The following is a 13,111-nucleotide window of genomic DNA, read 5'->3' as shown; positions in this document are numbered from 1 at the left end:
ATTAAGGAGACGAAAATGAAAGAAAAAGTTATAGTTCTTGCTGGACCAACTGCTATAGGAAAAACGGAACTATCTATTAAATTAGCAAAAGAATTAAATGGTGAAATAATTTCAACAGATTCAATGCAAATATATAAATATATGGATATAGGGTCTGCTAAAATTAGCAAAATTGAAATGGATGGTATTATTCATCATATGATTGATATTATTGAACCTAATATTCAATTTACAGTAGCAGATTATAAAGTTAAAGCAGAAGAGTACTTAAAAGATATATTAAGAAGAGGAAAAATTCCAATACTTACAGGGGGAACTGGATTATATATTAATGCTTTAACCTGTAATATGAATTTTACAGATGCTGAAACTGATAAGGAATATAGAGAATATCTAAATAACATAGCAGAAGAGAACGGAAATAGATATATACATGAATTTTTAAAAGAAATAGATCCTATTAGTTATAATGATATACATATGAATAATAGAAAAAGAGTTATTAGAGCTCTTGAAGTCTATAAATTAACTGGAAAACCATTCAGTTCTTATAATTCTGGTGATGAGTTCTATAAAAGTGAATATGATATTAAATTTTATTTTCTTAATATGAATAGAGAAACTCTATATGAAAGAATTAATAAAAGAGTTGATCTAATGATAGAGCGTGGATTAGTAGATGAATGTATAAGGTTAAGAGAAATGGGGTATAATTCTTCTATACAGTCAATGCAAGGAATAGGATATAAGGAAATACTTTATTATTTAGAAGGAAAATTTACTTTAGAAAAAGCTATTGATATGATTAAGCAAGGATCTAGAAATTATGCTAAAAGGCAAATAACTTGGTTTAATAGAGATCCAAGAGCAATAATAATAAATAAAGATAATACTAATGATGAAGAGATACTTAAAAGGATAATTTATGATGTAACTTACTAAAAATATATTTATAAAATTACATGGAGGTGTTAAGTTTGAATAAACAAACCAATAACTTACAGGATATTTTCTTAAATGGAGCCCGCAAAAATAAGATACCTGTGACTATTTATTTAACTAATGGATTTCAATTAAAAGGATATGTTAAGGGATTTGATAGTTTTACAGTTGTTTTAGATTCTGATGGGAAACAAATGCTTGTATATAAACATGCTATTACTACAATAACACCAGGAAAAACTATTTTATTTAATAATGATGACGTATAGGTAAGTTTTGCTTACCTATTTCTTTTTATATAGAACTTTGAAAAAACTTTAAAAATATGGTAAGATGAAAGATGAAAATTTCTTATATAATGAAAGGAGTAGTTACATAATGACTTATGTAACGTAATTGTATGCTTAATTTAACTGAAGAAATGATGATAAAATCTTATAAATTTAAAGAGGAGACATTTAAATTATATAATGAAGCATTAAAAGATGTAGAGAAACAATTTAAAGTTTATGATGAAATAAGAGAATTTAATCAATTAAAAGTATTAAAAGCATTTCAAGATGAAAGAATTAGTGATTCTCATTTTACTAATTCATCTGGATATGGATATGATGATATTGGTAGGGACTCTTTAGATAAAGTTTATGCTAGAATTTTCAATACTGAGTCAGCACTTGTAAGACCTCATTTTGTAAATGGAACTCATGCAATAGGCTGTGCTTTAATGGGAAATTTAAGAACTGGTGATACTATGGTTTGTATTTCAGGTGCACCATATGACACATTACATAATATAATAGGAATAAGCGGAAAAGAAAATATAGGATCTCTTAAGGAGTATGGAGTAAATTATAAACAAGTAGATCTTAAAGATGGAAAGTTTGATTTAGAAAAAATAGAGGATATCTTAAAGAGTGATAAAACTATAAGACTAGTTCATATACAAAGAAGTACAGGATATGGTTGGAGAAATTCATTTTTAGTATCAGAAATAGGCGAAGTAATTGAATATATAAAAAATATAAGAAAAGATATTATTATATTTGTAGATAATTGTTATGGAGAGCTTATTGATATAATTGAGCCAACAGATGTTGGAGCTGATTTAATAGCAGGATCATTAATAAAAAATATTGGAGGAGGAATATCACCTACAGGAGGATATATAGCTGGTAAAAAAGAATATGTAGAACAAGCTAGTTTTAGGTTAACTACTCCTGGTATTGGGGGAGAATGCGGCTCAACGTTCGGAGTTATGAGACAGTTATATCAAGGATTATTTTTAGCACCTCATATAGCTATTGAAGCTGTAAAGGGAGCAACTTTTTGCTCTAGAATTATGGAATTAGCAGGTTTTGAAGTTCTTCCAAAATATAATGAAAAACGTAGTGATATAATTCAAGCAATTAAGTTTGGTAATAAAGAAAATTTAGTTAAATTCTGTAAGGGAATTCAAAAGGGATCACCGATAGATTCTTTTGTTGAATGTGAACCATGGGCTATGCCAGGATATAATGATGAAGTAATTATGGCAGCGGGAGCATTTATACAAGGATCTTCAATAGAATTATCAGCTGATGCACCTATTAGGGAGCCGTATATAGCTTATTTACAAGGTGGATTGACTTTTGATCATGCTAAAATAGGAATACTTATATCTTTAAATAATATATTATAAAAAATGCCATGAATAGTATTTTATTATACTTTTCATGGCATTTTTTATTAATCAATATTGAAAATACTTTCTTTTATAGAATCTTCTTTTTCAAGTTTGTTTTTTATCTCTAACTCGTCTTGATTTTCTGAAATATTTTCAAGTAATTGATAGCAAGATTCATCTAAATTAGGGCTTTTATTGATAGAATTAAAAATATTGTTTTTTTCTATATTATTTTTAGTATTATCTACAGATAATTCTTTATTAGTTAAGTTTTCATTAACTAACATAAACTTTGAGTTATTAACTAATATATCAGTTTTAAAGCTGGCTTTATATAACATAATAATAAAAAATATTAAATCAGATCCGGAAATTATAGCATTTGCTGAGGCAATTGCATAAAGGTAAATATTAAACTCTAAATAATAACTAATAATCGTCGGAATAATTGTTAGCAAAATAAACGGTGTAATTAACATACAAAGAAATCTGAATTTTGTTAATTTATTTTCAGAATATGTAGTAGCTTGTAATTTTTTGTAGTTATATTCTAAGTACGTTTCTTTATTTTTTAAAGCTTGAGGAAAGAACAATAAATGAATAAACTCATGAGGAATTTCTAACGCAAAGCAACATAAAATAAGTAAACCTAAAAATATAAATCCTGTAGTAACCATATTATCGGCACAATAAAATAAGCTGTACCCAAGACCAAAAGCATAAAAACAAGCTAATATAATTTTTGATATTAAAATTATTGACATATAATTTTTTTTGTCGATAGTTTCATTAAAGTAATAATTACCAAGCTCTAATGAAGAATTTAAATTATTATTTTTGGATAATAAGAATTTCATATTTTTCACCCCTTTAAGTATTATAAATGCTCAAAAAATAAGAGTCATACAATATACTGTATGACTCTTATAATATTAATATGCTCTAAATAATCCTACCAATTTTCCTAAAATACTACAATCATCAACTATAATAGGTGAAAGTGTATCATTTTCAGGTTGTAATCTAATATGATTTTCTTCTTTATAAAAAGTTTTTATTGTTGCATCATTTTCTATAAGTGCAACTACTATATCTCCATTATTAGCAGTTTGAACCTTTTCAATAATTGCAAAATCCCCATCATTTATTCCAGCATTTATCATACTATTACCAGTTACCTTTAGCATAAATAAATCCTTATCGTGCTTTATGTAGTCTATTGGTAAGGTAAAAGTATCTTCTATATTTTCAGTTGCAAGAATAGGTTCGCCAGCAGTAACTCTTCCTATTATAGGAATATTAAGCATTTCTTTTTTTGACATTTCTGCAATTTCCAAGGCTCTTGGCTTAGTTGGATCTCTTTTAATTAACCCTTTTTTTTCTAATCTCTTCAGATGTCCATGAACTGTAGAAGTTGATTTTAAATTAACCGCATCACAAATCTCTCTTACAGATGGGGGATATCCTTTGTTTTCAGTATATGTTTTTAAGAACTCATAAATCTCTAATTGTTTATCCTTTATTTCGTTCATAATTAACACCTCGCTATCTTTGCTTTATTATAACATAACTATGTTAATATATCAAACTTACGTTCTGGAAACTTATGTTCTAAATAAAGATAATATAATTATATTTGATTAAATTTTCATATTTTGTTATAATGAATTTTAACATTCAAACGAAAGTGGTGTAAAAATGAATAAATATAACGAAGATGATTATTGTGATTTGTATTCTAATAAAATATGTGATAATTGTGGTAAATGTTTAGAAGAACAGGGGATTGATGTAAGAGCTATAAATATTGAAGAAATAGCTAAAACAGTAGAAGAAAATGAATATTTAGAAGAAGAGTTTAAGAAATCAATAAATGAAAAAGAGTTTGAAAATAAAGAAGATCTTATTCTTACAGCAGAAGACTTTTTAAAAGATGAAGGTTTCAATGAATACATAGATGCCTTTGAAAATGTAGAATATATAGAAGATATAGAAGTGCTAGGAGAGGGGACTTTAGATGATTTAACTGAAGAGATTTTTCCTGGTGTTAGAAAATTAAAAAGATAAATATTATTACTCCTTCCATCTTTAAGAAGGAGTAATTTTTATGCTTGATTATAAATTTCCAAGGGGGTTAGATTTAACCGCATCTCTTAACTGTTCATCATCTACATGAGTATATATCTGTGTTGTTGATATATTTTCATGACCAAGTATATTTTGTAAGCTTCTGATATCTACATTGCCATGTTTATACATAAGTGTAGCGGCGGTATGTCTAAGTTTATGAGGAGTATATTTTCCATTTGTTATTCCTGCGGAATTAATATGTTTTTTTACTAATAGCTCAACGGTTCTTTTATTTATAGGTTTATATCTTGTTGATAGAAATAAAAATTCTTTATCTTCATTTACAGTGCATTTTGAATCATCTCTAATTTTTAAATATTCATTTATTGCATTAATACAAGAATCATTTAGATAAACAGTTCTTTCTTTATTTCCTTTACCTATTATAGACAAGGTGTCACCTTTTATTTTACTTATCTTTATACTGCATAATTCAGATAATCTCATTCCACAATTTAAAAATAATATAAGAATGCAATAATCTCTTTTATAATTTTTATTTGTTTTATCTAAGGAATTGATAAGCGTTAAACTCTCATCTAAAGTTAAATAAACGGGATGACGTTTATTTATTTTAGGAGATTCTAAATCAAGTGTTGGATTATCATCAATTATTTTTGCTTTTCCATGTAGGAATTTAAAAAAGGATTTTAAAGCAGCAACTTTTCTAGCACGTGAATAATTACCATTTCCTCTTTGTTTTTCAGCATATGAAAGAAAAGCGTATATATCTGTTAACTTAATTTTTCTTATAAATTCTGAATTAATATCAGAAATATCAATTTCTCCAAATTCTAAACTAGGATCATTAATTAAACCTTTATATATTTTAAGAAATCTAAAGAACATAGATATATCGATTTTATATCCCGAAATAGTATTAGGAGATTTTCCTTTTATAACTTCTAAATAATTCAAAAAATCAGTAAGAGCTTCAGGTATATTTTCAGATTCGAATGGAATTATACCGTAATTATCTATAGATGAATTAGAGTTTAAATCCATTTTTTCGACAGAAAAGGAGTTTGTTTTTTTTATTTTCAAAGCTGTTTTAATATCTCTATTAATACCTAATTCTTTTAACCACAATTGAATATTCCTAACACCAGTTCCGTAAATAGATGCAATTTGAGAAGTAGTTAATTTTTTCTTAACAACTAATATAAAAATATCTTCAATAATATATTGATAAGATCTTTCAATATTAAGATTATAGTAGTTTGAGTAGATTTTATGTAATTTTTTTTTATCAGTTAAAGTTAAAGGGGTATTTAATAACTTTAAAACCTCAGAGTCATATTCAAAATTCTTATATTTATATATTTTATTACTTTCAAAACTCATTTTTTACCTCCAAAAACTCTGTAATGCCTTGATTTTATTATATCACAGAGTTTTCATACCTTCAATACTACGAAATATAATAAATGTATATTTAGCGAAATTATTTATAGAATATTTTAGACGTATTTGTACATATATTATTTCTTATATTTATATTTTAAATTAAAAAAAGATAAACATTTTATTTTCTTTTAAATAATATAGAAATTTATAACCATAATAAACATTATGTAAAGCTATCTCTATTAGTGCTTAAAGCACTAATTAATTTTTACATCTTTATATAAATCATTTAGTAGTTTATAAATTAGAATTTCATCTTTGTTTATATTTCTATTTGTATTAGATAAAATATATTCCCACATTTTATCATCAAATCCACTTATACATGTTATATTATCTTTTTTTTCAATATCTACATTTAAATATTTATGATTAAGACTCCAGATATTCAAATATGGAAATTTATATCCAAAAGAAGTCCATTTATCAGAAATATCTTCAATTTCTTTTTCACTAATACTAAAAGAATTAAAATCTTTACTTGTGATTAAAAGAATATTTTCAGGAAGTTCATTGTTTGAAAAGTTCTTTTTTATAGCAGTAAATAATAATAAATCTAAAGCAGACTTTAAATTTATATCTGCAAAAGCATTATTGATATTTACATTTTGTATTTTATCTATAATAGTATTTCCTTTTATTTTACTAAACTTAGAAACTCCTTTGGAATAAATAAAATAATCTTTTAGATTGTTTTTATTTAAATTATTAAATAACATTAATGCTGTAATGAATATTTCAAAGGATTTATTTTTATTTATAATATCTTCTATATTAATATCAAAAATTAATATAGTTTCATTAATATCTAATAATTTACTTTTTAGAGAATTGCAAATCCCCTCCCAAGCAACATTAAATAATTCATTAAAATTTTCATCAGTATTATTAAGGATATATTTGATCACTTTATTAGGTGAATTTATATAATCAGTATTAAAAAACTTAATTATATTTTTAGTAGACAGGTTATTAATAAAATTTATATAATTATAACTATCATTTTTTATAAGAGTTTTTCTATAATATATTAAATTATTTATAGTTAAATTCTTATAATTAATTTCAGAGTATTTTTTTTCACTTAAAACTCTTTCTATTACCCCTATTCTTTTTCTCAATAAACTTAAAGTTTTTCTATATTCTTTTGGACTATATCCGAGAAGTACTCTTGTTTTTCTCCCTAATAATCTACTTTTCATAGAGGAAGTATTTTCAGATTTAAGCCATTTTGCTAAATAAGAGGGATTATTGGATTTAATATCTAAATTCAACTGTTTTTTTATAATTGTAATAGTATAATTTTCTAATGGAGTCTCAAAAAAACTATATAAATCATCCCATCTCCCATAAATCGGTATCAGATGTAAGTTGTTTTTTATTAAATTTGTATAATTTATAGCTAAGTAATGAAGCAAAATTCTAAATACTCTTCTCTCCCCGAGTCCATTTACCTTATCTCTTATATAAAATAATGCTTTTAGGCTTAATTCACTATTTAAGTCTAAAATCTTTGTAAAACTTATAATAATTTCATCTTCATTTGCATTTCTTAAATATTCTATATTATTAATAAATTCTATTAGATATATATATTCATTTAAACAAGAAATATCATCTATTTCTGATATTTTACATAATTCTTCTCTTACTTTTATAAATATTTTATTTTTCATACTAACACCTCACTAAGTGTAAATCAAGACACATATAAAATAACCCAAAAGGAGATTTATTTCTAGCTGCATATGTCTTTAACAAGATACTATTTTTTATAAATTTAGCTGTTAGTATCTCTTATAATAAAATATATGTAAATTATTTTATTATAGAACAAAAGAGCATAACAAAATGCCCTTTATATTTCTTCTAATTTATTTATTATTTTAGTATCTATAAGCTCTGATTTTGAAAAACCATTTTTAAAACATCTAATCTGTTTATACTCTACGCCATTTAAAGTAAAATTTAAAATATCTATTCTATCACCACTATACACAATTGGATCTTTTTTACCTTTTAAAAATACTTTTATTTCCAATAAAATCACATCCTTTTTATAATTATATCATAATATAAAAAAATCCCCAAAATTAAAAAAGGACCTTTATAGATCCTTTAATTTTTAAATATTCCAAACGGTTTACCTACTGGTAAAAATATTTTATTAAAATGTTTATTAAGTACAGCTGCTCCACTACCATAAAATGATAATATAGCTATTCCAAGTTCGGAAAAAGCTGCTAAATGATGTGCAAATTCAGGAATTATTCCAAATGCATTAAGAGTCAGCCCCATAAATAGTAAATCTATTAGTGCAAATATACCAAATAAAACTTTATGTGTTTCTAAAGCGCCGATTGTCATAAATATAGTAAAAATTAAATAAGCTAAAAATGCAAAACCTAATTGTTTAGTATCGCAAGCTGAAGCTAATTTTTCACCAAATACACCATTTTGAATTAACCAAGTCATACCCATTGCATACCAGAAAAATGCATAAGCACCAAAAGCCGTAGCACCAAAAGTATTATCATGCTTGAAATCATTTATGCAAGCAAATAATTGTGCTGTTGCACCTAAAAATATTGCCCAAGGTAATACAAGGGATACACCATTAGTTAGTCCTAATTTTTGAGAAGATGCAACTAAAGTTATAACTGCTAGTCCAAATAAACCTAATGCTGATGGATCAGCTGTGACAATTTTTATATGTTTAGTATTTTCCATAATTTCCTCCTTTGTATAAAGTCATTTAATTTTGACCTTTACAAGAGTAACAGAAATTTTATTTCCTGTCAATGCACATATTATCAAAATCTAAAATATAAAAATGGATTATATGAGGCATCAACTAAATATCCAATAGAAATTATAAAAATTAAAATCATAATAGTTGATTTTATATAATTATTAGTATTTAAATATACTTTTCTTAATAACGGAGTAGATAATATAATACCTAAAAATAATATTACTATATAATTTCTTAAATAATAAATCCACTCTAATCCATTTGAATATATAAATAATTTCTTTAAAAATATAGCCAAATCATTTAAGTTTGTTATAGAAAATATACTCCAACCTATAAGAAGTACTAATATACAGTATATATGAGATAATATTATATGCTTTTTTAAAAAGAATTTTATTAAATATTTTTCTATAACTATAAATATAAAGAAATATAATCCCCATAAAATAAAGTTATAATTAGCACCATGCCAAAAACCTGTTAATACCCATATAATAAGCAGATTTAATATTCCTCTAAAGACCCCTACTCTATTACCACCTAAAGGAATATAAACATATTCTTTAAACCATGATCCTAGTGTAATATGCCACCTTCTCCAAAATTCTGTTACACTTCTAGATATATAAGGATAATTAAAATTAATAGGAAAGTTAAAACCTAAAATTCTCCCAAGTCCTATTGCCATAGAAGAATATCCACTAAAATCAAAATATATCTGTAAAGAAAATGACAGAATACCAATCCATGCTAAGGGTGTTGAAATATTTGTAAAACCAATAGATTGTACTTCACTCCAAAGCAATCCTACATTATTTGCAATTAATACTTTTTTACCAAGTCCTATTATAAATTCTTCAATTCCTTTCTCTATATCATCTATATTTATTTTTCTATTTTTAAGTTCATTATTTATATCAGAATATTTAACAATAGGCCCTGAAATAAGTTGAGGAAATAATGAAACAAAAGCTCCAAAATTAATAATATTCTTTTCGGGTTTAATTTTTTTATTAAATACATCAATTGTATAAGACATGGTTTGAAAAGTATAAAAGCTTATTCCTAGTGGTAATGCTAAATTAACTATAGGAATTTTTATGTTAAATATATTATTAATATTATCCATAAAAAAACTAAAATATTTAAAGTAAAATAATATTCCAAGATTAAAGAGAATAGATATAGTTAATAAAACAATACATTTATTCTTATTTTGATTTTTGTATATTGCTTTGGCAATAAAAAAATCAATAAATATAGAAAAAATCATAATTATAAAGTATCTTGGTTCTCCAAAGGAATAAAATATCAAACTTAAAATAAGTAAAGTTAAATTTTTAAATTTATTTGGTGTTAAAAAATATATAAATAACGCTATAGGTAAAAATCTAAAAATAAATATAGTGCTACTAAAAACCATTTTTTACTCCAATCACATTAAATTTAATTTTCTTTAAATTCTTTTATTTTTCTATCTATATCTTCTAAATATTCTAAACGTTCATATTTTAATAATAAAGTCTCTTCTAAGATTTCTTTTTCCTTCAATAGTTCATTAAGTAATCCATAATCAGATGAATTTTTATTCATTTTTACTTCTAAATTAGTAAGCTCAGTTTCTATTTTTTCAATTACATCATATATTTCATTAAATTCTTTTTGTTCTTTAAAAGTAAACTTAGGTTTTTCATTCTTAATTTTACTAGTATTACTCTCTGTTTTTATTTGCTTCTTTATAATAGTTTTTTCTTCATAATAACTATCTTCTTCAATTTGATTAATAAGTAGATAATCACTATAATTACCATTGTACTCTTTAATAAATCCATTTCCTTTATAAGCAAATATTTTATGGCATATCCTATCTAAAAAATATCTATCATGTGAAACTACTAATACAACTCCCATAAAAGTATCTAAAAAATCTTCAAGTATAGTTAGTGTTTGTATATCTAAATCATTTGTTGGTTCATCTAAAATAAGTACATTAGGTGCTTCCATTAATACTCTAAGAAGATGCAATCTTCTTCGCTCCCCACCAGAAAGCTTTTCAATTGGAGTATATTGCATTGTTCCATTAAATAAAAATCTTTCAGCTAACTGTGAAGCTGTAATGCTGCTTCCATCTTCAGTTGGAATATTTTCTCCGCCTTCTTTAATATAATCTATAGCTCGCATTTTAACATTCATATGAGTATCATCTTGAGAAAATACACCTATTTTAACAGTATCCCCTATATCTATTAATCCCTTATCTTGAGGAACAGTTCCTTTTATAATATTTATAAGGGTTGTTTTTCCCATGCCATTATTGCCTACTATTCCGATTCTATCATTACGCAAGAAAATATAATTAAAATCTTTAATTAATATTTTGTTATTATAAGCTTTAGATAAATTATTAATCTCTATAATTTTTTTACCAAGACGTCTGCCTACAAATGGTAATTCTATATTGTTATCAACTTCAACATATTCCTGATTTACTAATTCATCAAATCTTTGAAGTCGTGCCTTTTGTTTTGTTGTTCTAGCTTTAGCTCCTCTTCTAACCCATTTTAATTCTTTAATAATTAACTTTTGTCTTTTTTCTTCATTAGCTTCTTCAATTTTTAATCGTTCCATCTTTTTAATTAGAAATTCACTATAATTACCATCGTAATTGTATAAATTTCCCCTATCTAATTCTAAAATTTTAGTAGCTACTCTATCTAAAAAATATCTATCATGAGTAATCATTAATAAGGCACCTTTTCTAGAATTTAAGAATTCTTCTAACCATTCTATTGAAAAAGCATCAAGATGATTCGTAGGTTCATCTAAAACCAAAAGCTCACAAGGGGTTATAAGTGATGCTGCAAGAAAGACTCTTTTTCTTTGTCCACCAGATAAATCACCCATTTTAGAATTAAAATCCTTTATTCCTAGTTTGGTTAGTATAGATTTTGCATCACTTTCTAAATCCCATAAATTCATATTATCTATTTGACTTTGTAGTTTTATTAACTCTTCTTGTTCATTTTCATTATAGTTACCATTATCAATTTTCTCTAGAATACTTTCATATTCCATGATTAATTTCATTTCTCTTGTATCACCTTTAAATATCTGCTCTAAAATAGTTGTATCATTTTTAAAGTTAGGGTTTTGTGATAAATATTCTACTCTTATATTTTTACCTTTAGTAATTTTCCCATCAAAAAATTCTTCTTTTCCAGTTATTATTTTTAAAAGTGTTGATTTCCCTGCTCCATTTATACCAATTAGTCCTATTTTGTCTCCTTCATTTATTCCTAATGATATATTATTAAGTAAAATCTTTTCACTATAAGTTTTATTTATATTATCTAATGTTAATAAATTCATATATAACTCCTTTTATTATCTGTTACTAAATGTTATTTTACCATTAATATCTTTCTTTGAAAATACTATGATATGAGAATAAAAGAGGATTAAAGTAATATATACTTTAATCCTCTTTTAAATATTTAAATAGTATTTTTGCTATTGGAACACCTATAACACTAACTACAACAAATTCACCAAAGCCAACTTGAATCATTGCTAAACTCATAGGTATAGGAACTTCTACTACCACTTTTAACATCCAACCAATTATTAAAGCATTAAATATAGTTGGCCATATAGAAGCAATAAATAAACTAAATTTTGAATCTTTTAATATTTTACCAGTTAAAGATATTGCAGAAACACTTAAAAATGTTGCGAATGTTCCTAATACTATATCTGCTAATCCAAACCCACCAAAAATATTAGCTATTAAACATCCTAGCGTTAAACCTCCGATATAAAATGGATTTATAAAAGCTAAAAGAACAAGTATTTCGGAAAGTCTAAATTGAATTGGTCCATAACTAATTGGTGCCAAAATTATAGTAATAACTGCATAAATAGCTGCAATAAAAGCTGTTTTCACAAGTCTTTTGGATAAATTATTTTTCATATAAAACCCCTCCAAGTATTTTATTAATAGTAAATTGAATAATAAAATACAAAACCATATAAAAAAGGATTACAAAAAAACATTGTAACCCTCAATAGCTAATAACACACATAAAAAACTATTTAAACTTTATTATAACCAATAAAATTAAAAATATCATTTCAATTAATAAATAATACTAAATTTAATATATTGCGTAAATTTAACCTTAGTTTTGTTTAGAGACAGGAGGCTTACGAAC

Annotated in this window: 13 protein-coding genes; 4 read left to right on the top strand and 9 right to left on the bottom strand. The window is 24.8% G+C overall.

All coding sequences use genetic code 11. From position 1 onward, the window contains the following. The first annotated feature begins 15 nt into the window (after positions 1 to 15). The 3 genes from miaA (at position 16) to ACYQ1T_RS14010 (ending at position 2,620) form a co-directional block, all read left to right on the top strand. Complete coding sequence (miaA, locus tag ACYQ1T_RS14020; protein WP_459835902.1) at positions 16 to 942, top strand: tRNA (adenosine(37)-N6)-dimethylallyltransferase MiaA; 927 nt, start codon at positions 16 to 18, stop codon at positions 940 to 942. Positions 943 to 977: 35 nt separating this feature from the next. Next, positions 978 to 1,211, top strand: a complete 234-nt coding sequence (gene hfq, locus ACYQ1T_RS14015; RefSeq protein WP_459835900.1) for an RNA chaperone Hfq — start codon at positions 978 to 980, stop codon at positions 1,209 to 1,211. Positions 1,212 to 1,342: 131 nt separating this feature from the next. Further along, positions 1,343 to 2,620, top strand: coding sequence for a methionine gamma-lyase family protein (locus ACYQ1T_RS14010; RefSeq protein ID WP_459835898.1), 1,278 nt, complete (start codon positions 1,343 to 1,345; stop codon positions 2,618 to 2,620). Positions 2,621 to 2,667: 47 nt separating this feature from the next. Here ACYQ1T_RS14010 and ACYQ1T_RS14005 read toward each other — a convergent pair whose 3' ends face one another. Both ACYQ1T_RS14005 and lexA read right to left on the bottom strand, forming a co-directional pair. Further along, positions 2,668 to 3,462: a DUF3267 domain-containing protein gene (locus ACYQ1T_RS14005; protein WP_459835896.1), complete on the bottom strand. Its 795-nt coding sequence runs from the start codon at positions 3,460 to 3,462 to the stop codon at positions 2,668 to 2,670. A 75-nt stretch (positions 3,463 to 3,537) separates the two neighbouring features. Further along, on the bottom strand, positions 3,538 to 4,137 hold the full coding sequence (gene lexA / locus ACYQ1T_RS14000) for a transcriptional repressor LexA (RefSeq protein ID WP_459835894.1): 600 nt from the start codon (positions 4,135 to 4,137) through the stop codon (positions 3,538 to 3,540). Positions 4,138 to 4,303: 166 nt separating this feature from the next. On the opposite strand from lexA, the gene ACYQ1T_RS13995 reads away from it, so the two are divergent. After that, a complete protein-coding gene (locus ACYQ1T_RS13995) occupies positions 4,304 to 4,672 on the top strand; it encodes a hypothetical protein (protein WP_459835891.1) in 369 nt (122 codons plus the stop codon). A gap of 48 nt (positions 4,673 to 4,720) precedes the next feature. Here the strand turns inward: ACYQ1T_RS13995 and ACYQ1T_RS13990 are convergent, their stop codons facing one another. From ACYQ1T_RS13990 to ACYQ1T_RS13960, 7 genes are all read right to left on the bottom strand, one after another. Next, on the bottom strand, positions 4,721 to 5,740 hold the full coding sequence (locus ACYQ1T_RS13990; protein WP_459836569.1) for a tyrosine recombinase XerC: 1,020 nt from the start codon (positions 5,738 to 5,740) through the stop codon (positions 4,721 to 4,723). A gap of 599 nt (positions 5,741 to 6,339) precedes the next feature. Continuing rightward, positions 6,340 to 7,818: a DUF7788 domain-containing protein gene (locus ACYQ1T_RS13985; protein WP_459835889.1), complete on the bottom strand. Its 1,479-nt coding sequence runs from the start codon at positions 7,816 to 7,818 to the stop codon at positions 6,340 to 6,342. 182 nt (positions 7,819 to 8,000) lie between these two features. Continuing rightward, positions 8,001 to 8,183: a hypothetical protein gene (locus ACYQ1T_RS13980; protein WP_459835887.1), complete on the bottom strand. Its 183-nt coding sequence runs from the start codon at positions 8,181 to 8,183 to the stop codon at positions 8,001 to 8,003. 77 nt (positions 8,184 to 8,260) lie between these two features. Next, a complete protein-coding gene (locus tag ACYQ1T_RS13975) occupies positions 8,261 to 8,872 on the bottom strand; it encodes an acetate uptake transporter (protein ID WP_459835885.1) in 612 nt (203 codons plus the stop codon). Between the two features lie 83 nt (positions 8,873 to 8,955). Beyond that, the gene (locus ACYQ1T_RS13970) at positions 8,956 to 10,323 is read right to left on the bottom strand and encodes an MBOAT family O-acyltransferase (protein ID WP_459835882.1); all 1,368 of its coding nucleotides are present in this window, start codon (positions 10,321 to 10,323) and stop codon (positions 8,956 to 8,958) included. Between the two features lie 23 nt (positions 10,324 to 10,346). Next, positions 10,347 to 12,269, bottom strand: a complete 1,923-nt coding sequence (locus ACYQ1T_RS13965; RefSeq protein WP_459835880.1) for an ABC-F family ATP-binding cassette domain-containing protein — start codon at positions 12,267 to 12,269, stop codon at positions 10,347 to 10,349. Positions 12,270 to 12,375: 106 nt separating this feature from the next. Continuing rightward, on the bottom strand, positions 12,376 to 12,870 hold the full coding sequence (locus ACYQ1T_RS13960) for a QueT transporter family protein (protein ID WP_459835877.1): 495 nt from the start codon (positions 12,868 to 12,870) through the stop codon (positions 12,376 to 12,378). Positions 12,871 to 13,111: the final 241 nt, after the last annotated feature.

It is taken from the genome of Clostridium carnis (genome assembly GCF_054657435.1).
The sequence above is the reverse complement of the archived record's forward strand: the minus strand, read 5'-3'. Positions and strand labels throughout refer to the sequence as shown.

Excerpts from the sequence above, each read along its gene's own strand:
- ACYQ1T_RS13995 (WP_459835891.1), top strand. The coding sequence starts at position 4,304 with ATGAATAAATATAACGAAGATGATTATTGTGATTTGTATTCTAATAAA.
- ACYQ1T_RS14005 (WP_459835896.1), bottom strand. The coding sequence starts at position 3,462 with ATGAAATTCTTATTATCCAAAAATAATAATTTAAATTCTTCATTAGAG.
- ACYQ1T_RS13970 (WP_459835882.1), bottom strand. The coding sequence starts at position 10,323 with ATGGTTTTTAGTAGCACTATATTTATTTTTAGATTTTTACCTATAGCG.
- miaA (WP_459835902.1), top strand. The coding sequence starts at position 16 with ATGAAAGAAAAAGTTATAGTTCTTGCTGGACCAACTGCTATAGGAAAA.
- ACYQ1T_RS13960 (WP_459835877.1), bottom strand. The coding sequence starts at position 12,870 with ATGAAAAATAATTTATCCAAAAGACTTGTGAAAACAGCTTTTATTGCA.
- ACYQ1T_RS13965 (WP_459835880.1), bottom strand. The coding sequence starts at position 12,269 with ATGAATTTATTAACATTAGATAATATAAATAAAACTTATAGTGAAAAG.
- ACYQ1T_RS13975 (WP_459835885.1), bottom strand. The coding sequence starts at position 8,872 with ATGGAAAATACTAAACATATAAAAATTGTCACAGCTGATCCATCAGCA.
- lexA (WP_459835894.1), bottom strand. The coding sequence starts at position 4,137 with ATGAACGAAATAAAGGATAAACAATTAGAGATTTATGAGTTCTTAAAA.
- ACYQ1T_RS13990 (WP_459836569.1), bottom strand. The coding sequence starts at position 5,740 with ATGGATTTAAACTCTAATTCATCTATAGATAATTACGGTATAATTCCA.
- ACYQ1T_RS13985 (WP_459835889.1), bottom strand. The coding sequence starts at position 7,818 with ATGAAAAATAAAATATTTATAAAAGTAAGAGAAGAATTATGTAAAATA.
- ACYQ1T_RS14010 (WP_459835898.1), top strand. The coding sequence starts at position 1,343 with ATGCTTAATTTAACTGAAGAAATGATGATAAAATCTTATAAATTTAAA.